This is a genomic window from Kitasatospora sp. NPDC096077 (genome assembly GCF_040303245.1).
Taxonomy (GTDB): Bacteria; Actinomycetota; Actinomycetes; order Streptomycetales; family Streptomycetaceae; genus Kitasatospora.
Map to the genome: position 1 here is coordinate 1 of NZ_JBEOSV010000101.1, position 24,102 is coordinate 24,102.

At 74.1% G+C, this 24,102-nt stretch carries 18 protein-coding genes, 1 pseudogene and 1 riboswitch; of the genes and pseudogenes, 9 read left to right on the forward strand and 10 right to left on the reverse strand.

Annotated elements, in window-relative coordinates:
- Window positions 1-89: 89 nt before the first annotated feature.
- From ABTZ03_RS41615 to ABTZ03_RS41630, 4 genes are all read right to left on the reverse strand, one after another.
- Window positions 90-983, reverse strand: coding sequence for a hypothetical protein (locus ABTZ03_RS41615; RefSeq protein WP_350518460.1), 894 nt, complete (start codon window positions 981-983; stop codon window positions 90-92).
- On the reverse strand, window positions 984-2,453 hold the full coding sequence (locus tag ABTZ03_RS41620) for a phenylacetate--CoA ligase family protein (RefSeq protein ID WP_350518461.1): 1,470 nt from the start codon (window positions 2,451-2,453) through the stop codon (window positions 984-986).
- A 378-nt stretch (window positions 2,454-2,831) separates the two neighbouring features.
- Window positions 2,832-4,442 (reverse strand): carboxylesterase/lipase family protein, encoded by a 1,611-nt coding sequence (locus ABTZ03_RS41625; protein WP_350518462.1) that lies wholly within the window; start codon window positions 4,440-4,442, stop codon window positions 2,832-2,834.
- Window positions 4,443-4,611: 169 nt separating this feature from the next.
- Window positions 4,612-5,817: an alpha/beta hydrolase family protein gene (locus ABTZ03_RS41630; protein WP_350518463.1), complete on the reverse strand. Its 1,206-nt coding sequence runs from the start codon at window positions 5,815-5,817 to the stop codon at window positions 4,612-4,614.
- A gap of 111 nt (window positions 5,818-5,928) precedes the next feature.
- Between ABTZ03_RS41630 and ABTZ03_RS41635 the strand changes: the two genes are divergently transcribed.
- Window positions 5,929-6,588: a TetR-like C-terminal domain-containing protein gene (locus ABTZ03_RS41635; RefSeq protein ID WP_350518464.1), complete on the forward strand. Its 660-nt coding sequence runs from the start codon at window positions 5,929-5,931 to the stop codon at window positions 6,586-6,588.
- A gap of 35 nt (window positions 6,589-6,623) precedes the next feature.
- On the opposite strand, the gene ABTZ03_RS41640 is transcribed toward ABTZ03_RS41635, so the two are convergent.
- Both ABTZ03_RS41640 and ABTZ03_RS41645 read right to left on the reverse strand, forming a co-directional pair.
- Window positions 6,624-8,150 (reverse strand): FMN-binding glutamate synthase family protein, encoded by a 1,527-nt coding sequence (locus tag ABTZ03_RS41640; protein ID WP_350518465.1) that lies wholly within the window; start codon window positions 8,148-8,150, stop codon window positions 6,624-6,626.
- Window positions 8,151-8,333: 183 nt separating this feature from the next.
- Window positions 8,334-9,551 carry a hypothetical protein gene (locus ABTZ03_RS41645; protein WP_350518466.1) on the reverse strand — a complete coding sequence of 406 codons (1,218 nt, stop codon included), beginning with the start codon at window positions 9,549-9,551 and terminating at the stop codon, window positions 8,334-8,336.
- A 187-nt stretch (window positions 9,552-9,738) separates the two neighbouring features.
- Between ABTZ03_RS41645 and ABTZ03_RS41650 the strand changes: the two genes are divergently transcribed.
- The 3 genes from ABTZ03_RS41650 to ABTZ03_RS41660 all read left to right on the forward strand — a co-directional run bounded on the left by ABTZ03_RS41650 (window position 9,739) and on the right by ABTZ03_RS41660 (window position 14,652).
- Window positions 9,739-11,202, forward strand: coding sequence for an MFS transporter (locus tag ABTZ03_RS41650; RefSeq protein WP_350518467.1), 1,464 nt, complete (start codon window positions 9,739-9,741; stop codon window positions 11,200-11,202).
- Window positions 11,202-11,654 carry a MarR family winged helix-turn-helix transcriptional regulator gene (locus ABTZ03_RS41655; RefSeq protein ID WP_350518468.1) on the forward strand — a complete coding sequence of 151 codons (453 nt, stop codon included), beginning with the start codon at window positions 11,202-11,204 and terminating at the stop codon, window positions 11,652-11,654. The genes ABTZ03_RS41650 and ABTZ03_RS41655 overlap by 1 nt, the downstream gene beginning before the upstream one ends.
- Window positions 11,655-11,877: 223 nt before the next feature.
- The gene (locus ABTZ03_RS41660; RefSeq protein WP_350518469.1) at window positions 11,878-14,652 is read left to right on the forward strand and encodes a M4 family metallopeptidase; all 2,775 of its coding nucleotides are present in this window, start codon (window positions 11,878-11,880) and stop codon (window positions 14,650-14,652) included.
- Window positions 14,653-14,755: 103 nt separating this feature from the next.
- On the opposite strand, the gene ABTZ03_RS41665 is transcribed toward ABTZ03_RS41660, so the two are convergent.
- Together ABTZ03_RS41665 and ABTZ03_RS41670 are read right to left on the reverse strand one after the other, a co-directional pair.
- Window positions 14,756-15,631 (reverse strand): universal stress protein, encoded by an 876-nt coding sequence (locus tag ABTZ03_RS41665; protein WP_350518470.1) that lies wholly within the window; start codon window positions 15,629-15,631, stop codon window positions 14,756-14,758.
- Window positions 15,632-15,670: 39 nt separating this feature from the next.
- Window positions 15,671-16,219: a MerR family transcriptional regulator gene (locus ABTZ03_RS41670; protein ID WP_350518471.1), complete on the reverse strand. Its 549-nt coding sequence runs from the start codon at window positions 16,217-16,219 to the stop codon at window positions 15,671-15,673.
- A gap of 103 nt (window positions 16,220-16,322) precedes the next feature.
- On the opposite strand from ABTZ03_RS41670, the gene ABTZ03_RS41675 reads away from it, so the two are divergent.
- Together ABTZ03_RS41675 and ABTZ03_RS41680 are read left to right on the forward strand one after the other, a co-directional pair.
- A complete protein-coding gene (locus ABTZ03_RS41675; RefSeq protein ID WP_350518472.1) occupies window positions 16,323-17,555 on the forward strand; it encodes an MFS transporter in 1,233 nt (410 codons plus the stop codon).
- 130 nt (window positions 17,556-17,685) lie between these two features.
- Window positions 17,686-18,195 carry a carboxymuconolactone decarboxylase family protein gene (locus tag ABTZ03_RS41680; RefSeq protein WP_350518473.1) on the forward strand — a complete coding sequence of 170 codons (510 nt, stop codon included), beginning with the start codon at window positions 17,686-17,688 and terminating at the stop codon, window positions 18,193-18,195.
- Between the two features lie 60 nt (window positions 18,196-18,255).
- Here ABTZ03_RS41680 and ABTZ03_RS41685 read toward each other — a convergent pair whose 3' ends face one another.
- Entirely contained in the window at window positions 18,256-18,927 is a 672-nt protein-coding gene (locus ABTZ03_RS41685; RefSeq protein ID WP_350518474.1) for a TetR/AcrR family transcriptional regulator, read from the reverse strand.
- A gap of 131 nt (window positions 18,928-19,058) precedes the next feature.
- Between ABTZ03_RS41685 and ABTZ03_RS41690 the strand changes: the two are divergent.
- Window positions 19,059-19,854, forward strand: a pseudogene (locus tag ABTZ03_RS41690) (MFS transporter); the annotation flags it as partial.
- On the forward strand, window positions 19,854-20,255 hold the full coding sequence (locus tag ABTZ03_RS41695; protein WP_350518475.1) for a cupin domain-containing protein: 402 nt from the start codon (window positions 19,854-19,856) through the stop codon (window positions 20,253-20,255). The pseudogene ABTZ03_RS41690 and the gene ABTZ03_RS41695, both read left to right, overlap by 1 nt.
- Before the next feature lie 82 nt (window positions 20,256-20,337).
- Here ABTZ03_RS41695 and nicT read toward each other — a convergent pair whose 3' ends face one another.
- On the reverse strand, window positions 20,338-21,447 hold the full coding sequence (gene nicT, locus ABTZ03_RS41700; RefSeq protein WP_350518476.1) for a Nickel transporter NicT: 1,110 nt from the start codon (window positions 21,445-21,447) through the stop codon (window positions 20,338-20,340).
- A gap of 218 nt (window positions 21,448-21,665) precedes the next feature.
- Window positions 21,666-21,910: riboswitch (cobalamin riboswitch) on the forward strand.
- Window positions 21,911-22,069: 159 nt separating this feature from the next.
- On the opposite strand from nicT, the gene metE reads away from it, so the two are divergent.
- Window positions 22,070-24,102, forward strand: a 2,033-nt coding sequence (metE, locus tag ABTZ03_RS41705; protein ID WP_350518477.1) for a 5-methyltetrahydropteroyltriglutamate--homocysteine S-methyltransferase, incomplete at its 3' end; no start/stop codon positions are given.

Consider the following 24,102-nt stretch of genomic DNA (forward strand, 5'->3'; position numbering starts at 1 on the left):
CACATGCCGGTGATCTTCGCGGGTCCCCAGACCGCGAAGATCACCGGCATGCATCACGCCACGGAGTTGATCACTTACCCAACACTTTCTCAGGCCGGCTGCCGAGCGGCGCCGGACGCCGCCGGGGGCGGGAGGGGCCGACCCTCGCGCCACTGGGCGGTGGTGCGCTCGCCGTCGGCCCGGCGGCGCCGGAACAGGTGCTGGACGACGATCAGTGGCCCGAGCGCGGTGAGCAGCGGGAAGCCGGTGGAGAGCAGGCCGAGGGCGAAGCAGGCGCTGACCGCGCTGGTCACCAGCAGGCCGGTCAGTGCGGCGCACCAGGCCGCCGCCCGGCCGTACGCCTTCGCGGCGACCAGCGGGAAGAGCACCAGCAGCAGCAGGTCGCCGAGGCCGACGGCGACCGGGTGCGGTCCGCCGGTGAGCGCCAGCATCGGGGCGAACGGGCGGTCCCGGACCTGCTCGAAGAAGCGTCCGGTGGTGTCGGTGAGGGTGGTGGCGACCAGGTCGTAGCAGGTGAGCGCGGCGGCCAGGGCGGCGGCGTGGGTGGACCGCAGGCCGCTCTGGGTCCAGAGGTTGGCGACGCCGACCACGGCGACGGCGATCAGCAGGTCGCTGCCGGCCCGGGCGGCGCCGGGGTGGCCGGTGAGCGCGGCGAGTGCGGTGGCGGCGGTGCCGGCCAGGGCGGTCGCCCAGGACCAGGGCGCGGCCCGCAGCCGGGTGGCGGCGAGCAGCGGGGCGAGGGTGAACTGCACGGCGAGGCAGAGGACCAGTCCGAACACGGCGGAGACGGCGGCCCCGGGCAGCGCGGTGTACAGCAGCGGGGCGACCACCACGCCGACGCACAGCACGGCGATGTCGCCGCCGGTGTACACCCCGACCGGCGGCCGGGGCATCCGGACCCGGGCGAGGTACCCGGCCGCGACGGCGGTCACGGCGGCGACGGCGGCGCTCAGCGCGGCCAGCGCGAGGGGGTCGACGTCCATTCAGTGCCTCCCGGTGCCGGGCCCGCCGGCGCTCTCGAAGCTGTGCTCGCGCAGGTCGGCGCGGACCGGGGTGGTCGGCGGCAGGGTGGCCCGGTCCTCGTGCAGCACGATCGCGGACAGGCGCAGGCCGGCCGTGGCGGCCCGTTCCTCCAGCCGGCCGAGCAGGCCGGTCGCGGGCAGCCGGGGGACCAGCAGGTGGAGTCGGGCGGGGCCGTCGGGCCCGTCCGGCCCTTCGGTGAGGGCGTACCGGGCGGGCAGCGGCACCTCCGGTTCGGCCTCCACCAGGTCGAGCACCGCACGGGTGGTGACGACGGTGCTGAGCGGGCCGTTCCAGCGGCCGAGGATCTCGGAGGTGGCGGGCAGGTGGGCGAGTTCGCAGTCCGGTGGTCCGTCCGGGAGGCGGACCAGGTCGCCGGTGGCGTAGCGCAGCAGCAGGGTGCACTCGCGGTAGGGCACGTACGGGGTGTGCACCACGGTGCCGGTCCCGCCGGGCGCGGTCGGCTCCCAGGTGACCGGGTCGAGCACCTCCAGGTGCCCGAACTCGGTGGTGTGGTGCAGATGGCCCAGGCTGCAGGGGGTGGCGCCCGAGGGCAGGATCTCGGTCATCAGGTACCCGGAGGAGACGGCCGCGCCGAACACCTCCTCGGCCCGGCGGCGCAGCGGGGCGGACAGCACCTCGCCGCCGACGCTGATCGACCGCAGGCCGAAGTCCCCGCGGTGCCGTCGGTGGTGCTCGGCCTCCTGGACCAGCGCGGCCAGGTAGGAGGCGGAGGTGGTGAGGTGGGTGATCCGCGGGTCCTTGCCGGGCAGGCCGAGCGGGGCGGCCAGTCGGTCGAGGGCCAGCACCGGGTCGATGGTGCCGAACTGGACGAAGCCGGCGCCGGTGCGGGTGGTCGACTCCTCGGCGTAGACCAGGGGCAGGGTGGCGCGGGAGCAGCCCGCGTAGGCGAGGGTGTGGCGGGGCCGCAGGCCGAGGCCGAGCACGGCGGAGATGGTGCTGAACGCGATCGCGCCGTCGATCTCGTCGCGGGAGAACCAGACCGCGGTGGGGGTGCCGCTGGTGCCGGTGGTGAGTGCCAGCAGGGCGGGGGCGGCGGCGTCCGAGACGAAGTCGGTGGGGCGGGCGCGCAGGGCTTGTTTGTGGGTGACCGGGACGCGGGACCAGTCCTCGGGCTCCAACGTACCTGGGTCCAGGTCGAGTTCGGCGAACCGCCGGCGGTAGTGGGCGGTGTGCCGGGCGGCGGCCCGGGCGGTGGCGCGCAGACTGCGCCGGGTCACCTCGCGGCGCAGCTGGGGGTCCACGTGCCCGGCCCGGCCGGGCAGCAGCGCGGAGTCCTCGCCGGGTTCACCGAACTCGGCGATGGTGGCGACCAGGTCGCGGGCGAGCCGCTCCAGGTCTCGTGGGCGGATCCGACTGTTCGTCAGGATGGCTGCGCCGTAGCGCAGTTGGCTCATTGCGGTCGCGAACACGGGCATGCTCCCCGGGCCAGGGTCGGACAGGACACCACCCGGTCCTGGCCCGGGTTCGGCCAGGTCAGGCCATGTGCAGGAACATCGCCGCGGTGAGGGTGCTGAAGGCGTACTTGAGGTAGTGCTTGACCATGCTCGGTTCCTCCTTCGTGCGGGCGCACGACCGGTCCGGCCGGGCGCGCTGCGGTGTCGTCCGCGGCCGTGACGTGGCCGGCGGGCAGCCGCAGTCTAGGGGCGGACCGGGCGTGCGGAACAGCCCATGTGCATGGGTAATTCTCCTGCGATTCACCTCAGTTGATGGCTGGGTGATTGGGCGGGGCGTCGCCGGGGCGCCCGGGATCCGGTCGACTGCCCCGCCCACCGGGGGTGTCGGGCGTTCTAGTAGGCCCAGTCCGGGAAGTCGTAGGCGTCCCAGAGCGCGCGCTCGTCGTCGCGCGGTGCGTACTGGACGGTCGGTTCGAGGTCCCAGATCCGGGTCGCCCGGGTGTCCGGGGTGTAGGCCGGCCAGCCCGGCTCGCCGCAGCGGGCGAAGTCCGTCCACGCTTCCATCATCCGGTCGGACAGCCGGGTGAGCGCGGGCCGCTGCTCGGCGACGGTCGCGGCGCCGCGCGGGAACGCGCCGAGGTCCAACCCGCCGAACACGAAGGGCAGTTCCAGGGTGTGCGCGGCCCCGAGGTTCTGTGCGGCCGGCAGCCCGGGGACGTACGGGACGTGCCAGTCGAACTGGTAGACGTGGGTGGGCCGCCAGTGGGACTGCGCCTCGGCGAGCCGCAGGGTGGGCACCCGCTCGGTCTGGTCGGTGAGCATCGCGTTGACCACCCGGCCCTCGGCCAGGCCCGGCCGGTTCGCCGCGTAGTGGTCGTACATCTGCTGCTTGCGGTCGGCGAGCACGGCGGGCAGGGTCCGGTAGGCGCTCAGCGGCAGGTCCAGCACCGCGGGGTTGAACAGCGCCCAGTAGTCGGTCTCGTTCTCGTTGCTGCCGGCCATCACGTCGACCTCGCGGGCGCTGCCGGCCGCGATCCGCTCCACCACCGGTCCGGGCACCAGCGAACCGTCGATGTACGGGCCGAAGAACACGGCCGCGGCCGGCCCGGACAGCCCGCCCTGGGCCTGCTGCTGGAGGTCCAGGAGCTGCCGGGTGGTCAGCCGGTCGAGGTCGGCGACCGAGGTGATGCCGCCGGTCGTGAAGACGTGCTGGGCGGTGCGCCGCGCGGAGTCCGCGGTGTGCACCAGGTAGCCCGGCCCGCTCTCGATGATCGCCCGCCGGAACAGCCGCTCCGGGTGGTCGCCGGCCAGGGTGGCGCTGATCGAGACGGCGCCCGCCGACTGCCCGAAGACGGTGACGTCCGAGGGGTCCCCGCCGAAGCCCGCGATGTGCCGGTGGACCCACTCCAGGGCGGCCCGCTCGTCCCGCAGGCCGTTGTTCCCCGAGCCGGCGTAGGCCGGGTCCAGCCCGCCGAGTTCCGTCCAGCCCAGAATGCCGAGCCGGTAGTCGAGGTTCACCACCACCGCGTCGCCGCGCACGGCCAGCCGGCCGCCGTCGTACACCGCGTCCTCGGCGGAGCCCAGTTCGTCCGCCCCGCCGTGCAGGAACACCATCACCGGCTTGGGCCCGCCGCCGGTGCGCGGCGCCCAGACGTTCAGGTGGAGGCAGTCCTCCACGCCCTCGCCGCCGGCGCTCAGGTCCTCCGGGCAGCCGGGCTTGGCCTCGGTGGCCGCCAGGGTGCCCCGCCAGGGCGCGGCCGGCTGCGGCGGCCGGAACCGGTTCGCCCCGGTCGGGGCCGCCGCGTACGGCACCCCGAGGAAGGCGCAGCGGCCGTCCTGCGCCACGCCCCGCACCCGGCCCAGCGAGGTCACGGCGTGGCAGCCGGGCCCGTCGAGGCCTTGCCCCCGGGCCTCCTGGGCCTGCGCCGTGCCGATCGTCGGGGCCAGCGCCAGCAGCGTGGCCGCGGCCGTGGCCGCCCATCTCTTCACCATGTGCGCGTGCACGTTCCGTCGCTCCTCCGCGTCCGCCCGCGCGGCCCCGGGCGGGGCCGCACTCAGGCGTGTCCGCCCCAGCCTGGTCGGTGGGCTGACGCCGTGTCATAGGCGCGCGGGTGGAGCTTGCCGGTCTCCACCCGGGGATGGAGGCGGGTGGAGACCGACGGCCGGCGGTGGCTCAGGCCTTCGGGGTGAGCGTGTCGTCCAGCCAGTCGAAGGCGACCTGCTGGAACCGTGCCATGGCCCCCATGTGGCAGTGCTCGCCGGCGCCCTCGGCCTCGGGGAGGGTGACCAGGGTGCGGGGGCAGGTGAGCGCGGCCTCGACGAGTTGCGGCTGGCCGTGGAAGAACTGGTCGTCCTCGGCCTCCAGGATCAGGGTGGGGCACTCGATGAGCCCGGCGACGCCCTCCAGGGTGTAGTCGACGGTCCGGCGGATGTAGTCCGACGCCGACGTGGCGCCGAAGGTCCACACCCCGTTGCGCAGCGCCCAGCGGAGCTGGGTGCTCACCTGCATCAGCAGGGCCAGTACGGGCTCGGAGAGGTCGTCGCGCCCGGCCTCGATCCACTCCCGCAGGAACGGCGGCATCATGCGGGCGTGGGCGTCGTGGTAGTCGTACAGGCCGTCGTCCAGGACCAGCGCGGCCAGCCGGTGCTCGTGGGCGGCGGCGCGGGCGGTGAGGTAGCCGCCGAGGCTGTAGCCGAGCAGGGCGATCCGGTCGGGGTCGATCTCGGGCCGGGTGAGCGCGTAGTCGACGACCGGGGTGACCACGGCCTCCCAGTCCGGGCGGAAGAACAGGCCCTGCTCGCGCAGCGCGGCGCCCTGGCCCGGGCCGTCGTAGGCCAGCACGTTGTAGCCGCGGCGCAGCGCGGCCGCGCCGACGACGAACCAGGCCTCCTCCAGGGTGGAGTCGAAGCCGCTGGTGAAGACCAGGGTCGGCCGGGGGAGGCCGGAGTCGTCGACCAGGAAGAGGTAGCCGGGCAGGGTGGTGTCCTGGTACGGGATGCGGACGGCCTCGACGGGGGTGTCCAGCAGGCCCGCGGCGGTGGCGAAGGTCTCCCGGGAGGCCGCCGAGAGCGCCTTGGCCTCGGGGTCGTTTGCGGGGTCGTCGCGGCGGTAGAACTCGGCGGTGCGGTAGTAGTTCGAGGCGCGCAGCAGGGCCTCGCGGGCGCTGACCCGGTGGCCGGCGGTCAGGGCGTCGGTGCCGATGGCGTGGACGCGCTGCGCGGTCCGCCGCCACTGGCGCAGCCAGGCGTCCTCGTCGCCCTCGGGGATGGCGCGGAGGGTGGTCAGGACCTCGCCCAGGTCGGCGCCGCCGTCGTTGGCGAAGCCGGCCGCGCGCAGCGCCTCGAAGGAGAACGACTCGTCCTCGTACAGGAATCGCATGGTGCACCCCAGACCATTTGTCGAGACGGAACCGTTCCGTCTCGTCTTGGCTTCGACGATAGACCCCGTCCAGTCGAGACGCAAGCGTTCCGTCTGAGGTAGGTTCGGGGCATGCCCAGCTCTTCCGCGCCCCCGCCACCGACCTCGCCGTCGCCCCCGCCGCCGACCCCCGCCCCCGACCGCCCGTCCGGGCGCAGGCTCCCCGGCGGGCCGGTGCTCCAGGACTCGGTGACCGCGGCGATCGCCGCCGCCTTCTTCGAGGAGCTGGCGGCCACCGGCTACGCCCGGCTGTCCCTGGAGGCGGTGGCCAAGCGGGCCGGCGCGGGCAAGGCGGCCATCTACCGCCGCTGGGCCTCCAAGCTGGAGATGACCGTCGACCTGGTCACCGCCGTCGCGGTCGACGCCTCCGGGCCCGCCGACACCGGGACGCTGCGCGGCGACGTGCTCGCCTTCCTCACCGAGGTCGACGCGGCGCTGCGCCAACCGCTCCCGGCCCGGATCATCCCGGACCTGATCGCCGAGGGGCACCGCACCCCCGAACTGGCCGAGGCGCTGTTCACCGCCGTCCGCGACACCCGCCGGGGCAAGGCCGTCGAGCTGCTGGAGCGGGCGGTCGACCGCGGCGAGCTCCCCGCCGACGTGGACCGCGGGCTCGCGCTCGACCTGCTGGCCGGCCCGCTCTACTGGCGCCTCGCGGTCGTCCACACCCCGACCGCCCCGGACCACCTGGACCGGCTCACCGACAAACTGATCGCGGCCTTCCGCGCCTGAGGCACGGAAGGCCGCGATCGGCGGGGCCGGGTGGGTCAGGCGGTCGGCCGGCCCGTCATCAGGGCGGTGATGCCGGCGGCGAGCTCCGGACCGAGCTCGCCCCAGCCGTCCTTGTAGCCGTACACGCCGCCCAGCGTGCGGGCCTCGTAGTCGCCGTTCATGATCTCGATGTCGTCCGCCGTGATCAGGCCCGGGTGGGCGACGCCGACCGCCGACGAGACCTTCAGCAGCTCCTTGCGCAGGGTGCGCAGGTAGACGGCGGCCCGGGTGGACTTGGAGGCCGGGTCGAGACCGCGGGCCAGCCACGGGTTCTGGGTGGCTATGCCGGTGGGGCACTTGTCGGTGTGGCACTTCTGCGCCTGGATGCAGCCGATCGACAGCATCGCCTCGCGGGCCACGTTGATCATGTCGACGCCCAGCGCGAAGGCGACCGCGGCGTTCTCGGGCAGGCCGAGCTTGCCCGAGCCGATGAAGGTCAGCTCGTCGGTCAGCCCCAGCTCGGCGAAGGTGCCGTAGACCCGGGAGAAGCCCATCCGGAACGGCAGCGACACCGAGTCGGCGAACATCCGCGGCGCCGCGCCGGTGCCGCCCTCGCCGCCGTCGACCGTCACGAAGTCGACGCCCCGGTCGCCGCGCGCCATCAGCCGGGCCAGGTCCTGCCAGAAGCCCAGCTCGCCCACCGCGCTCTTGACCCCGACCGGCAGGCCGGTCTCGGCCGCGATCAGCTCGACGAAGTCCAGCATCGAGTCGACGTCGTCGAACGCCGAGTGCCGGGACGGCGAGGCGCAGTCCTGGCCGACCGGGATGCCGCGGATCGCGGCGATCTCGGGGGTCACCTTGGCGCCCGGCAGCATCCCGCCCAGCCCGGGCTTGGCGCCCTGGGAGAGCTTGATCTCGATCGCCCGGACCGGCGCCCCGGCGACGACCTCCTTGAGCTTGTCCAGGTTGAAGGTGCCGTCCTCGTTGCGGCAGCCGAAGTACGAGGTGCCGAGCTGGAGCACCAGGTCGCCGCCCTGGCGGTGGTACGGCGAGAGGCCGCCCTCGCCGGTGTTGTGCAGGGTGCCGGCCTCCGCCGCGCCCTTGTTGAGCGCGGTGACGGCCGCGCCGGAGAGCGAGCCGAAGCTCATCGCCGAGATGTTCACCACGCTGGCGGGCCGGAACGCCTTGGCGCGCCCGCGCGGACCGCCCAGCACCTTGGCCGAGGGCAGCGGGGCCTGCGGGTCGTGGGCGTCGGGCAGGGCGCCGGCGAAGGTGCGCTGCTTGACGTAGGCGTGCCCCTGGACGTGCGCGGCGTCGACCTCCGTCCCGAAGCCGAAGTAGTTGTTCTGCTCCTTCGCCGAGGCGTAGATCCAGGTGCGCTGGTCGCGGCTGAACGGGCGCTCCTCCTCGTTGGAGGTCACGATGTACTGCCGCAGCTCCGGCCCGATCGTCTCCAGCAGGTACCGGGCGTGCCCGAGCACCGGGAAGTTCCGCAGCAGGGCGTGCTTCTTCTGCATGAGGTCACGGGCGGCCAGAAGCGCCACCGCTGTCGCGGCGGCCGCCCCGATCTTCCGGGCTTGCATGGAGGTTCCTCCTCGGTGCACGGCCCCATCGCCGTCGGTGGGGCCGTCGTGTCGTGCCGGGCGTCGGTCGACGGGCGGCACGCCGGGTGGGCGTCCGGGTCCGTCGGGGAATGCCAACCGATCGTAGGAGGCCCCCCTGAGCGCGCTGCGCGCAGGGGGGCCTCGGTGCCCGGTGGGGCGGGATCAGCCGGTGTACTCGGTGGTGCGGTAGCCGCCTGCGGCGGTGCGGTCCACCTCGGCGTCCCCCCAGGTGTGGGGCACCTTCAGGCCCCAGGCGGCCCGCATCAGCGCGTGTTCCGCCTTGTTCTCGGTCACGTACCACCGGCCCATCCGGCACCAGGCCAGCGGCTCGTCGGACTCCGTGGCCACCGCGCGGATCAGCTGCTTCGCGTGCCGGGGCACCTCCGACTCCAGGTACTGGTTCATCCGGTAGGTGGCCTGGTCGCCGTGCTGGAACATGGCGTGGTCGGAGCCCGCCTGGGTGTGCACCCGGCCGCCCTCCAGGGCGACCGTGCCGGTGCGCGGCACCGGCTCCTGCTGGGTGTTCCTGCCGATCCCCTCGTTGAGCCGGTTCAGCAGGTCGACCTTCTCCCTGGTGGCCTCCGGGATCTGGCCGCCGCCCGTGCCGCCCTGGGCGGAGTACACCTCGTGCAGGTCGTAGTCCCCGGTGTAGAGGTACTGCTTCCACTTGGGGTCGGCCTTCAGAGCGACCAGCGGCTGCCCGCCGTCTTTCTTCGTCATGTCGATCGGGACGTACGGCTCGTTGCCGGTGCCGGTGTGCACGATGCCCTCGGGCAGGTCGTAGGGCGGGTTGTCGATCCGCACGCCGAGCAGGCCGGCCGGGCCCCAGTGGCCGACGAAGCCGCTCAGGTCGTTGGCCTTCAGCCAGTCCAGCGCCTTCTCCGCCGCCACGGCGTCGTACTTCTTCTCGACCGAGCCGGGCTTGATCGACTTCTCCAGGATGGTGTGCGGCTTGGCCTTGGCCCCTTCCGCGATCCGCCGGATCGAGTACACGCCAGTCTCGCGGACGGCGATGGTGTATTTGTGCTTCCTGCACACCGCCGAGACGGCGGCCAGGTGGTCCTGCCACACGATCTTCTGGAGGAGCCGCATCCGGGGGCCGGGCACGACGGTCCGCCCGTCGAACGTGCCGGCCGCGCAGCGGGACTCCACGTTGTGCACGGTCAGCTCCGGTCGTACCGCCCGCCCGCCGCCCTGGCCGCCCGCCACCCGTTGGAGCGCCCGGCCGGTCGCCGCGTTGCCGACGGTGCGCTGCAGGTCGGTGGCGGACCGCGGGGACCCGACTCCGGCCTCCGGCCCCACCCGGGCGGCGGTCCGCCGGGTCGGACCCGCCTCGCGCGGGGACGGCCCGGTGGTCTCCTGCGGTTTCCTCGCCTGCATGCCGACGCCTCCTCCTCGGTTCCCTTCGGCCCCGTTATATCGGGAGTTCGCCGGGAGGAGGAGGGCGTGTCCGGACGTGCCTGGTCAGGGCGCGGGTGGGGTCCGTCCCCGCCGCGGAGTGTTGTCACCCGATTAGTTGTAGGTGCACAATGATGACAACAACACAATTAACTCCGGGAGTGCCCCCATGCCCGATGCCGCCCGGCCACGGCCGTGGCTCGTCCTCGCCATCTGCTGCCTGAGCCTGCTGATGGTCAGCCTCGACGTCACCATCCTGAACGTGGCCCTGCCCGCCATCCGGAGCGACCTGCACACCTCGGTGTCCGGACTGCAGTGGACGGTCGACGCCTACACCCTGGTGCTGGCCAGCCTGCTGATGCTGTCCGGCTCGACCGCCGACCGGATCGGGCGGCGCCGGGTGTTCCGGATCGGGCTGGTGGTGTTCAGCGCGGCCTCCCTGCTGTGCAGCCTGGCCCCCGGGCTCGGCTGGCTGATCGCGGCCCGGATGCTCCAGGCGGTCGGCGGGTCGATGCTCAACCCCGTCGCCATGTCGATCATCAGCAACACCTTCACCGACTCCCGCCAGCGCGCCCGCGCGATAGGCGTCTGGGGCGGTGTCGTGGGCATCAGCATGGCCGCCGGTCCGATCATCGGCGGGGCGCTGGTGGAGTCGGCAGGCTGGCGCGCGATCTTCTGGATCAACGTCCCGGTCGGCCTCGCCGCGCTCTTCCTGACCGGCCGGTACGTCCCGGAGTCGCGGGCGGCCCGGCCGCGCCGGGTGGACCCGGTCGGTCAACTGCTGGTCGTGGTGCTGCTCGCCGGGCTCACCTACGCGATCATCGAGTCGCCGCAGCTCGGCTGGACCTCGCCGGTGGTGCTCGGCTGCGCGGCGGCGGCCGTGGTCGCGCTGCTGGGCCTGCTCCGCTACGAGCCCCGGCGCACCGACCCGCTGATCGACCTCCGGTTCTTCCGCTCCGCGCCGTTCGCGGGCGCCACCGTGATCGCGGTCGCCGCCTTCGCCGGACTCGGCGGCTTCCTGTTCGTCAGCTCCCTCTACCTCCAGGACGTCCGGAAGCTCGAACCGCTGCACGCGGGGCTGTACATGCTGCCGATGGCCGTCATGGCGCTGGTGACCGGGCCGCTGTCCGGCCGGATGGTGGCCGCCCGGGGGCCGCGCGTGCCGCTGCTGCTGGCCGGCGCGGCCCTGAGCGCGAGCGCCGTGCTTCAGGCGGTCTGCTACTCCGAGCACCTGTCGGCCGGCCTGCTGGTCCTCGCGTTCCTGCTCTTCGGCATCGGATTCGGCCTGGTCAACGCGCCGATCACGAACACCGCCGTGTCCGGGATGCCGCGCGCGCAGGCGGGCGTGGCGGCGGCCGTCGCCTCCACCAGTCGACAGGTCGGCCAGTCGCTGGGCGTGGCCGTGATCGGCGCCCTGATGGCCGGCGCGGCCCACGCGGACCCGGCGGCCTTCGTCGGGGCGGCGCGGACGGCCTGGTGGATCATCGCCGGCTGCGGGGCCGTGGTGCTGGTCGCCGGTACGCTCACTTCCGGCCGCTGGGCCCGGGCGACGGCCGAGCGCGCGGCGGCCCGGCTCGCCGCCGAGGAGATCGGCGAAGGGACCAGGACGGCGAAGGAGAGGGTGGACGTCTGATGGAGCGTTCTCTCGGCGGCGGACACCCGGAGGGGCGCGGGGTCGACCCGGAGACGGCGGGCCGGGTCTGGCAGGGGATGAGCGCCCTCGTGCTGGAGCGCCACAACCGCCGCAAGGCCGTCTCCGACGCCCTCGGCATGAGCTTCGGCCGGGTCAAGGCCCTGCGCCGCCTCGCCGGCGGCCCGCTCACCCTGCGGGAACTGGCCGAACGCCTGACCTGCGATCCGCCGTACACCACCGTGATCGTCGACGACCTGGTGCGGCGCGGTCTCGCCGAGCGGATCACCAACCCTGCCGACCGGCGCTCCAAGCTGGTCCACCTCACCGAGGAGGGCGAGGCGAAGGCGGCGCTGGCCACCGGGATCCTCACCACCCCGCCGGAGGCCCTGCTCGCGCTGCCGCCGGAGGACCTCCGCGCGCTCGACCGGGTGGTGGCGAAGCTCCTGGGCTGACCCTCCGTGGCCCCTGCGGGCCCCGGTGCGCCGTCGGTCGCGGCCCTGCGGGTCGGTCGAACTACATATTCAGTCTATCGACATATGCAGAGAAGTGGCCTATGGTCGTCGCATGGCGGGCGGCCGGCTCCGGAGAACGGACGAGTCGTGGGGTGGGAGCCCGCCGCACCCGTGTGGTCCGGCGTACGACCGGACCCCCCGTTTTCCCGAGGGAGGACCCGCAGTGCACCACCGTTCCCGTACGCCCAAGCTGCTCGGCGCCGCCGTGGCCGTCGTGCTGGGCCTCGGCGTCGGCGTACCGCCGGCGTTCGCCGGACCGGCCGGGGAGCTGACGGCCGAGGCCGACCCCGTGCCCCGCCTGGTCGCCGGTACGGACACCGCCGCGCCCCAACTGGTCACCGGCGTCGACGAGTCGGCCCCCGGCGCCGACCCCGCCGAGGCGGCCCGCGCCCACCTCGCCGCCCACCGGGACCGGTACGGGGTCGACCCGGCGGAGCTCGTCGCGACCGGCGTGCAGCGCTCCTCGGACGGCCGCCGCACCGTCCGCTTCGAGCAGCGGCACGGCGGCGTACCGGTCCTCGGCGCCGCGTACCTGGTCCACCTGGCCGGCGAGGGCGACGCCCAGCGCGTCGAGTCGGTCGGCGGCAAGTACTTCACCGGCCTGACCGCCCCGACCACCCAGACCGTCCCGGACGAGGCGCTGCGCGGCCTCGCGCTCGCCTCGATCGAGGACGGTCCGGCCCGCACGGGGGCCACCGCCGAGGACGGCGGACTGGTCGTGCTGCCCGGCGGGGCCGGCCGGCTGGCCCGGCACTTCACGGTGCGCGGCACCGACCGGACGGTCTGGGACGGCAAGGCCCGCGAGGTCTACCTGGACGCCACCACCGGCGCGGTCGCCCTCGCCGAGACCGCCGGGGTCGCGGACACCCCGCGGACCCCGGCGGCCGCACCCGCCGCGCCCGCGCCCACCGCCGGGCTCGAACCCGCCGTCGGCACCGCGCCGGACGTCCACGGCAACCGGGTCAAGGTGAACATCGCCCGGCTGCCGGACGGGACCTACCAGCTGATCGACCTCACCCGCCCGAGCGTCCTGACGGTCTACGACGCCGGCGGCCGGGACGAGATGGACCTGCCCGGCCGGCTGCCCGGCAACCTCCACCCGGTCAGCTCGCCGACCCCGGACTTCCCGGACTCGCTCGCCGCCACCGGCGCCGCCGAGGCGCAGCGCAACGCCGCCGCCGTCTACGACTTCTACCGCGACCGGCTCGGCCGCAACGGTATCGACGGCAACGGCGGCCCGATCGACGCCGTGGTGAACGTGACCAGCGGGGGCAAGGGCCTGACGAACGCCTACTGGAACGCCGGGCGGATGACGTACGGGAGCGGCGACGACAAGTACTACCCGTTCGCCGTGGCGCTCGACGTGGCCGGCCACGAGATGACGCACGGCGTCGTCCAGTACACCGCCAAGCTCGCCGACCGGGACCAGCCCGACGCCCTCAACGAGGCCCTCGCCGACTACTTCGGCAACGCCGTCGAGGACACCGCACTCGACATCCCGATGACCGACCCGCGCGCCCCCCTGCTCGGCGAGAGCCTCTGCCGCACCGGCACCCAGGAGGCCTGCGCGACGCGCCGCCTGGACACCGGCCGCAGCACCCTGAAGGACTACGTCGGCTTCCCGGCGGGCTTCGCCGACGGCTCGCACGACAACTCGGCGATCATGAGCGGCGCGCTCTGGGACATCCGGCGCACCCTGGACCCGCTGCTCGCCGACCGGCTGGTCTACCGGGCGCTCTCCGAGTACCTCACCCCGCTGGACACCTTCGTCGACACCCGCAACGCGGTGCTCGCCGCCGGCCGCTCGCTCGGCCTCACCCGGGCCCAACTCCACGCGGTGACCGCCGCGTTCGACGCGCACGGGATCAAGGAGGGCTGGGAACACCGGATCGGCATGGACAGCCGGAGCCTGATGCAGTCGCTCACCGACGGCAGCCAGAGCCGGCCGGACGTCGTCGACGGCCGCTGGGTGATGGCCAGTGGCCCGACCGGCGTCGTCACCGGAACCCTCGGCCGCAACGCCGAGCCGGTCCGGCTCAGCCCGGCCGACGACAAGCGCTCGCACTACGGGCCCGCCACCGACGGCACCCTCGCGGCCTGGATCGCCCAGGGCGCGGCCGTCGGCGGCCCGCCGGAGATGAGCGTGCTGACGCGCCCGTTGGACGGCGGCGCCACGAACACCGTCTACAGCAGCAGTGGCCGACTGGTCCAGGGCGTCCGGGTGTCCGGCGGGAACGTCGCCTTCCAGGCGTACGACTACCGCACCGGCCTGCACCAGCCGTGGCTCTCGGTGAACGGCGCGCAGGCCGCGCCGATCGCGCTGCCGGACGGCCACCACGGCGAGGGCGTCTCGCTGCGCGGCGACCTGCTCGCCTGGACGGAGCGGTGGCAGGAGGGCGGGCACACCGTCTACGCGCCCACCGTCTACTCGCTCTCCGCGGGCAAGGTCGTCGCCCAGTACGTCGCGGGCGGCACCGGCGGCACCGGCGGCACCGGCGGCACCGTTGCTACCGCGGGCGCCGGGCTCAGGGCCGACCACGTGCTGCTGACCGCGGACCGGCTGCTCTGGCTGGAGACGCCGCTCGACGGGAGCCGCGGCACCTCGATCCGCTCCGCCGCCCTCGACGGCTCGGACGCGACCGACCTGCTGACCGGCAGCACCACCGAGCCGCGCCAGATCAACGAGCTGACCGCCTCGGAGCAGGCCGTCACCTTCGGCTACGCCTTCACCTGGCCGAAGGGCCGGCACGTCGTCAACAGCGACCTGCCGAAGCTCTGGCAGCTCCCGATCGACGGCGGCACCCCGGAACGCCTCTCCTGCAACCGGGGCGGCCAGTACATGCCGGTGGCCGACCGCGGCACCCGGGTGCTCTGGGCGGACGCCACGCCGGGCCGCACCGACCTGGTGGTGCGCGAGCGCCCGGCCGGCACCTGCTGACCGCACCCCGCCGAACTCCGGCGCCCCCGTCCGGCCGCTTCCCCCTGGCGGCCGGGCGGGGGCGCCGGTCCCGTCGGGCGACCACCGCACGGGCCGGGGGCCGTCAGCCGTACGGGACGACCGCGACCGGGCAGTGCACGTGGTGGATCGCGGCGTGGGCGACCGGGCCCAGGTGGTGGTGGCGCAGCGGCAGGTGCCGCAGCCGGCGGCCGACCACCAGCAGGGAGGCGCTCGTGGCCGCCTCGACGAGTTCGACGGCGGGCTTGCCGCGGACCAGGTCGGCGGTCACCTGGACCTCCGGGTGGTGGCTCCGCCAGGGGTCCAGGGCCTCGGCGAGGCCGTCCCACTCCACGCTGGAGAGCTCGCCCTCCAGCCCGCCGATGGCGCCGTAGGCCATGTACTCGCTGCCGGCCGGCGGGGACCAGACGTGGACCACGCGCAGCGGCGCCGAGCGCAGGGCGGCGGCCCGGAAGGCGAAGGCCAGCACGTCGTCGGCGGGGTGGGCCAGGTCGATGCCGACGGTGACCGGGCCGGTCGGTTCGTCCTGCCCGGCGCGGACCAGCACCACCGGACAGGCGGAGCGGCGCAGCACCTCCTGGCTGACCGAGCCGACCAGGAAGCCGCGCAGGGTGCCCAGGCCGCGCGAGCCGAGCACCAGCAGGGCGGCGCGGTGCGAGGCGGCCTCCAGGGCCTCGACCGGGTCGGCGCTCACCGGGGCGGAGCCGACCGGCAGGTCGGGCACCAGGGCGCGCAGCGCGGACTCGCGCTCGGCGAGGTGGGCCAGGGCGCGCTGGTGGGCCTGGTCGCTGACGGCCGTGTCCCGTTTCGGGGCGGGCCAGGCCTCCAGGACTTCGAGCGGGACGCCGCGGCGCCGCGCCTCGTGGGCGGCCCACTCGGTGGCGGTGAGGCTCTCGGCGGAGCCGTCGAAGCCGACCACGACGGGGCCGGTGGCGGATTCGGGTACGGAGGGTCCGGTCACGGCGCGCTCCTCGGGTTCGGCGGCGCCGGGCTGCGGCCGTTACCGGTCGCCGGGCGCGCCTCGGGTTGCCGCCCCAGTATCGGCGGTGGCCGGGCCCGGCGCCTCCCGGGGCCGCAGGGGCTGTCCGTCGGACGTCCGGACCGGCAGGAAGCCGTCGTCGAGCGGTTCGCCGGTGAGGGCGGCGTCCACCCGGGCGTGGATGTGGGCGAGGGTGGTCGGGCAGCCGAGCGGGTCGTCGCGCTCGCAGTTGAGCATGTGGGTCAGCACGGCCGCGGCGTGCTCCAGCCGGCGGGCCCGGTCGAGCATCCCGGCGCGCTGGGCGTGCAGCAGGGCCTTGCGGTCGGCGGCCTGCTCGCTGGCCAGCACGGCGGTGGTCCCGGCGACCGGGATCATCCCGTCCACGTGCCAGAGCTGGACCAGGGCGAGGCGTTCCAGGGCCTGCCGGTCGTAGTAGCGGACCCGGCCGCGGCGGGCGGTGGGGGCGAGCAGACCGCACTCCTCGTAGTAGCGCAGCGCGGGAACCGAGAGCCCGAAGGCCGCCGCGACCTCGCTGATCGAGTGGAGTTCCGTCGTCTGGAGTTCCGTCATCCTCCGCCCCTCCCCGGGCTTGCGCTCAAGCGCACTTGAGCGAGAACGCTTAGGCAAGCCTAACTTTCCAGAGGGTACGACGATACGAAGGGTGCGCCCGCCCATGCCACCGACGACCGCCGCAACGGTCAGCACCACCCCACCGACCCCGACCTCGACCCCGACCTCGGCCCCGCCGTCGCACCGTACCGTGCCCGCCTCGGGCGCGCTGCTGGTGCTCGGCTTCGTCCTGGTCAGCCTCAACAGCCGGGTCGCCTTCGGCCAGATCGGCCCGCTTGCCCCGGTCGCCGGGTGGGGCGCCGGCACCGTCACCGTGCTCGCCCTGATACCCCCGCTCTGCATGGGCCTGTTCGCCCCGCTGGGCGCGCTGGCCCGGCGCCGGATCGGCGAGGAGCGGGGGCTGTTCTGGGCGAGCGTGCTGCTGGTCGGCGGCGCCGTGCTGCGGACGGCGGGGATGCCCGGGCTGTACGCGGGCACGGCACTGGTCGCCGCCTCGGTGGCGGTGGTCAACGTGCTGATCCCGGTGTTCGTCCGGAAGCGGTTCGCCCCCCGGCGGATCGGCACCATGATGGGCGTCTACGCGCTGTCGATGGGGGGCGGCTCGGCGCTGGTCGCCGCACTGGTCGCGCCGGTGGCGAGTGCCTGGTCCCGGGAGGCCGCGATCGCGCTGGCCGTGGTCCCGGCGGTGCTCGCGGCGGCGGGCACGGCCCCGCAGCTGCGGGTCGCGCGGCCGGCCCCGGCCCCGGCCGCCACCGCCCCGGCGGCCCGCCGCCCGGTCGCCCGGACGGCGCTGGCCTGGAGTCTGACCGCCTACTTCGGCATCCAGACCCTGGTCTTCTACGCCACGCTGGCCTGGTTCCCCACCATCCTGGTCGACGCCGGTCTGAGCCGGACCACCGCCGGCACCGACCAGGCCGTGCTGATCCTCGGCGTCGCCGTCGGCGGCTTCCTCGCCCCCACCCTGGCCGCCGCCCGCCGCGACCAGCGCCCGCACATCCTGGGCGTGGTGGTGGTCTGCGCGCTCGGCCTGATCGGGGTGCTGCTCGCGCCCGCCGCCGGGGCGCCGGTCTGGGCCGGGATCCTCGGCATCGGCATGGGCGGTGGACAGGCGCTGGCCGGGGTGCTGTTCACCCGCCGGGGCGCCGACCAGGACCACGTCGCCGCGCTGTCCACCATGGCCCAGGGCGTCGGCTACCTGATCTCCGCGCTCGGCCCCGCGCTGGTCGCCCTGCTGCACAGCGGCACCGGCTCCTGGGACGTCCCGCTGCTCGCCCTGGTCGGACTGCTGCTGGTCGGCGCGGTGTTGAGCCTGCGGGCCGGGCACGACCGGGCATGACCGGGTGCCCGTCGCGGGCGGCGCGGGCGGCGCGGGCGGCGCGAGAAAGTATTTTCCGTCGTGACGTCACACTCGGGCGCCGGGGTCCGTCGGGTCAGGGAAAGCACCGATCACCCGAGAGGACAGCACGATGACCACCACCCGTTCGATCACCGCCGAGATCCCGTCGCGCCCCCGGATGGCCACCGACCCGGCGGAGCTCGTCCCCGAACTCGCCGACGTCTCGGCCGCGTTGTTCCGGGCCGTCGGCAACCGTTCGATCCCGCGCGGTACCGTCAGCCTGGTCCAGCTGCGGGCCGGACAGATCGTCGGCAGCACCTACCTGACCGTCCTGCACACCGGATTCCTGCGCAAGGCCGGTGAGTCGGAGGAGCGGATCACCTCGGTGGCCACCTGGCAGGACTCGCCGTACCTGACCGCGGCCGAGCGGGCGGCCCTCGCCCTGGTCGAGGCCGTGCTCCAGCCCAACCCGTACGGCGAGCGGGTGTCGGACGAGCTGTACGCCGAGGTCGCCGCGCACTACGACGAGAAGGCGCTGGCCACGCTGATGCTGGCGATCGGCCAGGTCAACTTCTTCGTCGCGATCGCGCTGATCGCCAAGCCCGTCCCCGGGAAGGCGTTCACCGACCCCTGGGCCTGAGCCCCGTCGCTCCTCGAACCGGCCCGCCGAGCACCTCGTTCGGCGGGCCGGTTCCGCGTTTCAGCCTGCGGCGAGGAGGCCCGTCACCAGGGCGCGGAGCCCGTCCCCGTAGGCGTCCTGGGCGGTCACCGGCTCCCAGCGGCCCGCGACCTGTGCCAGCCGGGGGTACTCCGCCGGGTCGAGGGCGGCGAACACCTGCTCCCGGTAGGTCGGGCGGTCGTCCCCGGCACGGCGTTCGGCCGCGGTGGCGCGGACCACGATCTCCCCGGTGGTGTAGTACCAGATCGCGCGGTAGCCCTGCGCGGCGCGTTCCGGGCTCAGGCCGCAGTCGACCAGTCCGTCGACGATCCGCTCGACGTACCACAGGGCGTGGGTGGAGAACAGGTCGTCGGCGGCCAGTACTTCGACGATCCAGGGGCAGGCGGCGAGCGCGTCGTGGATCGCGGTGGCCGCCGCGAGGACCCGTTCGCGCGGGTCGGCCGGCAGCTCCACCGGCCGCAGCGCGCGGGCGGCGTAGTCGTCCAGCAGCAGGACGAGCAGCTCCTCCTTGTTGCGCACGTGGTGGTAGAGCGCCATCGGCGTGCTGCCGATCTCGCCGGCCAGACGGCGCATGGTCAGTTTCCCGACGCCCTCCTCGGCCACGATCCGCCGGGCCGTTTCGACGACCTCCTCCCGGGAGATGCGGGGCGGTCGGCCGGTGGCCTTGCGGGGGGTGGGGGAGGGCTGCTGCATGCCCCCATCATCCCCCGTCGATCTCCCGCCGATCTCGCGTCGGTCTCGCGTCGGTCTCCCGCGCCTCGACAGCGGGGAGCCTTCGGGAGTAGTTTCCTTACATGTACAAAAACTCACGAGGGCGCCCCGGCGCGGCCAACGCCGCCGGGGGAGCGCTGGGCGTACTGGCCGGCGGAGTGCTGACGGAGTACGCGAGTTGGCGCTGGGTCATGCTTCGTGCTCGCCGAACCCCGTTCCCCCGCACCGCTGTTGCGGCTCGGCCTGCTGCGCAGCCGCTGGGTCGCGGGGGCCAACCTGCTGGTGTTCCTGGCCGCCGCCGGGCAGTTCGCGGCCTTCTACTTCGTCTCGCTCCACCTCCAGCAGGTGCTCGGCCTGGGCGCCGCCGCCACCGGTGCCGCCTTCCTGCCGTTCACCGCCGGCCTGGTCGCGGGGACGGTGCTGGCGACCCGGGTCACCGCGCGGCGCTCGCCGCGGACGGCCCTGGTGCCCGGCGCCGTCCTGGCGGCCGTCGGCCTGGGCTGGTTCGCCCTGATCGGCCCGGACGGCACCTTCCTCACCGACGTCCTCGGCCCGTCCCTGGTCACCAGCTTCGGCACCGGACTGGTGCTGGCCCCGGTCGCGGCCGCCGCGACCACCGGCGTGGCCCCCCGCGAGGCCGGTGCGGCCTCCGGACTGCTCAGCAGCTCGCGCCAACTCGGCGGCTGCGTCGGCCTGGCGGTGCTCGCCACCCTCGCCGCCCACCGCACCGGGTCGGCCACCGACCCGGCGGCCCTCGACGACGGGTACGCCCTCGGCCTGGCCGCCGGCGGGGTGCTGTTCGCCCTGGCGGCGGTGGTCGCGATCACCGTGCTGCCGCGCCGCCGGCCGGAACCGCCGGCCCTCCGTCCCACCGTTCCCGCGCAACCCCTCCTGGAAGGAACCCGTTGATGACCACCACCCCCATCACCCCCATCACCGCCGTCGACCTGTTCGCCTCGGCGCTGCAGATCCGCCCCGACGGTGACGTCCGGGCCGCCGAACGCCGGATGAGCGGCGGGGACGCCGACACCTGGCAGGTCGCCACCTTCCACGTGGAGACCGACGCCGACGTCCACGGCGACCACTGGGAGATGCACCCGGCGGCGGACGAGGCGGTCTGCTGCCTGGCCGGCGGCGTCCGGGTGTACTTCCGCCCGGTCGAGGACGGCGCCGAGGAGGAGACGGTACGGCTGCCGGCCGGCAGCGCCGTCGTCGTCCCGCGTGGCCGCTGGCACCGGCTGGAGCTGGACGCCCCCAGCGACCTGATGTCGATCACCCTGCGCGGCGGGACGAAGCTGGAACGGCGCTGACCGGGAAGACCCGCGGGAGAAACGGAGGGCCCGGCGGACAGCACGTCCGCCGGGCCCGTACGCATCGTGTGCGCGTCGTGGGTCAGCCGTCGGCGTCGACCCGGGCGGCCCAGCGCTGCTCGACGTTGCTGAAGCGCCAGTAGGCGAGGGCGCAGGCCCAGACCACCACGAACATGCCGACCAGCAGGTAGCCGACGTTGTCCAGGCTGATCTCGGAGATCCAGCCGGTGACCGGGTCGGTGAGGTCGAGCTTCTCGTGCAGCACGCTGACCAGCTCGATGGTGCCGATGACGAAGGCGACCGCGATGGAGAGCCCGGTGATGGTGAGGTTGTAGTAGACCTTGCGGACCGGGTTGGAGAACGCCCAGTGGTAGGCGAAGTTCATGAAGGTGCCGTCGAGGGTGTCGAACAGGCTCATGCCGCAGGCGAACAGCAGCGGCAGGCAGATGATCGCGTACCAGGGCAGGCCGGAGGCGGCGCCGGAGCCGGCCATGGCCATCAGGGCGACCTCGGTGGCGGTGTCGAAGCCGAGGCCGAACAGCACGCCGACCGGGTACATCTGGCCGGGGCGGCGGATCGACTTGGTGAGCCGGCCGAGGATGCGGTTCATGAAGCCGCGCTCGTCGAGGTGCTTCTCCAGCTGCTTCTCGTCGAACTGGCCGGCCCGCATGGCCTTGTAGACCCGGTAGATCCCGGCGAGCGCGAACAGGTTGAGCGCGGCGATCAGGTAGAGGAAGGTGCCGGAGACGCTGGTGCCGATGACGCCCAGCCACTGGTGGGTGGTGGACTGGTCGTCCACCAGGGTGCCGACGATCTGGGCGCCGCCGGCCACCAGGGCGGCCATCGCCATCACGATGGTGGAGTGGCCGAGTGCGAACCAGAAGCCGACCGACACCGGCCGCTGGCCGTCGGCCATCAACTTGCGGGTGGTGTTGTCGATCGCGGCGATGTGGTCGGCGTCGAAGGCGTGCCGCATGCCGAGGGTGTAGGCGGTGATGCCGAGTCCGACGCCGAAGGTCTGGGTGCCGATGGTGTAGTGGTTCGGGGCGATCAGCACGAACAGCATGCCGAAGGCGACGACGTGCATCGCGATGATCACGCCGAGCAGGGCGGCGGTGCGGACGGTGTCCCCGCGCTGCCAGCGGGGCGGCAGCGGCAGGGCGGATGACGGCGGTTCTTCGGTGAGGGTCATGCGTGCAGGCCTTTCCAGCTCCTCGATGGGGGCGCCCCCCGGGGAACGCGGGGAACACCGTAGGGGCTCGCTCGTTCCATCGACAAGCGTTCGCAGCTGCGAAAAGGTTGCAATAACGCAAAACCGGGACTTCGGGGACGAAGCGCCGCCGGGGTGACGTCGTCTCACCATGCGGACGATTGAGTGATTCTCTGGCCCGGCCCAGCGGGATTGCCTCTAGGGTGGCCGGTACAGCTGGTTCGCCCCGTCCGCCAGGCGGGGCGTCGTAAGAGGGAACCCGGTGAAGCCGTTCGATCGGCCATTCCGGGACTGCCCCGCAGCGGTGAGCGGGAACGACCGCCGTCATACGCACTGGACCCGGGACGGGTCTGGGAAGCGACGGCCAGTAGGTGTCCGACCTCCGTCTCCACGGAGGACGGTCGTGCCCGCGAGTCCGAAGACCTGCCCGCTGTCCGTGCGCGACCGTGTTCGCGCGCGGCCTTCCGGTGACCTCGAGGGCGGGTCGGCGTACATACCAGGCGGAGCCGTACCCGTACGGGCGGTCCGTCCGGTTCGTCACCCCTTCGCGCCTTCGTGCCGTCTCCGGGCACCATGAGGAATCAGGCTCGCGAAGGAGAGTCCCTTGACAGCGAAGTCCGCAGCCGCGGCGACCGTGGCGACCGCTTACGGCTACCCCCGACAGGGCCGTAACCGGGAACTGAAGAAGGCGATCGAGGGGTACTGGAAGGGCGCGGTCACCGCCGAGGCGCTCCAGGCCACCGCCGCCGAACTGCGCCGGGAGAACTGGGCCGCGCTTGCCGAGGCAGGCGTCGGCGAGGTGCCGACCGGTGACTTCTCGTTCTACGACCACGTGCTGGACGCCTCGGTGGCCGTCGGCGCCGTCCCGGCCCGGCACCGGGAGGCGGTCGACGCCGACCCGCTGGACGGCTACTTCGCGATGGCGCGCGGCAACCAGGACGTCGCGCCGCTGGAGATGACCAAGTGGTTCGACACCAACTACCACTACCTGGTACCGGAGTTGGGCCCGGACACCGCCTTCGCGGCGAACCCGGCCAAGCCGGTCGGCGAACTGCGCGAGGCGCTCGCGCTCGGGCACACCGCCCGGCCGGTGCTGGTCGGCCCGATCACCTACCTGCTGCTCGCCAAGCCCGCCCCCGGGGTGGCCGAGGACTTCCAGCCGATCACCCTGCTGGACCGGCTGCTGCCGGTCTACGCCCAGCTGCTGGCCGAGCTCAAGGCCGCCGGCGCCGAGTGGGTGCAGCTGGACGAGCCCGCCCTGGTGCAGGACCGCACCCCGGCCGAACTCAACGCCGCCGCCCGCGCCTACCGTGAGCTCGGCGCCCTCACCGACCGGCCCAAGCTGCTGGTGGCGAGCTACTTCGACCGCCTCGGCGACGCCCTGCCGGTGCTCGCCAAGGCCCCCGTCGAGGGTCTGGCCCTGGACTTCACCGGCCCGGCCGCAGGCAACCTGGACGACCTCGCCGCGGCCGGCGGCCTGCCCGGCAAGCGCCTGGTCGCGGGCGTCGTCGACGGGCGCAACATCTGGATCAACGACCTGGAGAAGTCGCTGGCCACCCTGGCCACCCTGCTCGGCCTCGCCGACCGGGTCGACGTCGCCCCGTCCTGCTCCCTGCTGCACGTGCCGATCGACGCCGCCGCCGAGCGCGACATCGACCCGCAGATCGCCCGCTGGCTCGCCTTCGCCAAGCAGAAGGCCGCCGAGGTCGCGCTGCTGGCCCGCGGCCTGCGCGAGGGCACCGGCGCGATCACCGCCGAACTCGCCGCCAACCGCGCCGACCTGGCCTCCCGCGCCAACTCGCCGATCACCCACGACCCGGCCGTGCGCGCCCGCACCGCCGCCGTCACCGAGGCCGACGCCCGCCGCGCCCAGGCCTACCCGCAGCGGGCCGAGGCCCAGCGCGCCCGGCTCGCCCTGCCGCTGCTGCCGACCACCACCATCGGCTCCTTCCCGCAGACCACCGAGCTGCGGGTGGCCCGCGCCGACCTGACGGCCGGCCGGATCGACGGTGCGGCCTACCGGGAGCGGATGGAGGCCGAGGTCCGCGAGGTGATCGCCTTCCAGGAGAAGGCCGGCCTGGACGTCCTGGTGCACGGCGAGCCCGAGCGCAACGACATGGTCCAGTACTTCGCCGAGCAGCTCACCGGCTACCTGGCCACCCGGCACGGCTGGGTCCAGTCCTACGGCACCCGCTATGTGCGCCCGCCGGTGCTGGCCGGGGACATCTCCCGCCCGCACCCGATGACGGTCGACTGGTTCCGCTACGCCCAGGACCTCACCGAGCGCCCGGTCAAGGGCATGCTCACCGGCCCGGTCACCATGCTCGCCTGGTCCTTCGTCCGCGACGACCAGCCGCTCGGCGAGACCGCCCGGCAGGTCGCCCTCGCCCTGCGCGACGAGGTCGCCGACCTGGAGGCGGCCGGCGCCGCGGTCGTCCAGGTCGACGAGCCGGCCCTGCGCGAGACCCTGCCGCTGCGGGCCGACGCCCGCCCGGCCTACCTGGACTGGGCCACCGAGTCCTTCCGGCTCGCCACCTCCGGCGTCCGGGCGGACACCCAGATCCACACCCACATGTGCTACGCCGAGTTCGGCGCGATCATGACCGCGATCGACGAGCTCGACGCGGACGTCATCTC

Bases quoted from the DNA above. Each gene is read 5' to 3' on its own strand.
- nicT (WP_350518476.1), bottom strand. From the start codon at position 21,447: ATGACCCTCACCGAAGAACCGCCGTCATCCGCCCTGCCGCTGCCGCCC.
- ABTZ03_RS41635 (WP_350518464.1), top strand. From the start codon at position 5,929: ATGCCCAGCTCTTCCGCGCCCCCGCCACCGACCTCGCCGTCGCCCCCG.
- ABTZ03_RS41630 (WP_350518463.1), bottom strand. From the start codon at position 5,817: ATGCGATTCCTGTACGAGGACGAGTCGTTCTCCTTCGAGGCGCTGCGC.
- ABTZ03_RS41680 (WP_350518473.1), top strand. From the start codon at position 17,686: ATGACCACCACCCGTTCGATCACCGCCGAGATCCCGTCGCGCCCCCGG.
- ABTZ03_RS41675 (WP_350518472.1), top strand. From the start codon at position 16,323: ATGCCACCGACGACCGCCGCAACGGTCAGCACCACCCCACCGACCCCG.
- ABTZ03_RS41645 (WP_350518466.1), bottom strand. From the start codon at position 9,551: ATGCAGGCGAGGAAACCGCAGGAGACCACCGGGCCGTCCCCGCGCGAG.
- ABTZ03_RS41655 (WP_350518468.1), top strand. From the start codon at position 11,202: ATGGAGCGTTCTCTCGGCGGCGGACACCCGGAGGGGCGCGGGGTCGAC.
- ABTZ03_RS41615 (WP_350518460.1), bottom strand. From the start codon at position 983: ATGGACGTCGACCCCCTCGCGCTGGCCGCGCTGAGCGCCGCCGTCGCC.
- ABTZ03_RS41685 (WP_350518474.1), bottom strand. From the start codon at position 18,927: ATGCAGCAGCCCTCCCCCACCCCCCGCAAGGCCACCGGCCGACCGCCC.
- ABTZ03_RS41650 (WP_350518467.1), top strand. From the start codon at position 9,739: ATGCCCGATGCCGCCCGGCCACGGCCGTGGCTCGTCCTCGCCATCTGC.
- ABTZ03_RS41640 (WP_350518465.1), bottom strand. From the start codon at position 8,150: ATGCAAGCCCGGAAGATCGGGGCGGCCGCCGCGACAGCGGTGGCGCTT.
- ABTZ03_RS41695 (WP_350518475.1), top strand. From the start codon at position 19,854: ATGACCACCACCCCCATCACCCCCATCACCGCCGTCGACCTGTTCGCC.
- ABTZ03_RS41670 (WP_350518471.1), bottom strand. From the start codon at position 16,219: ATGACGGAACTCCAGACGACGGAACTCCACTCGATCAGCGAGGTCGCG.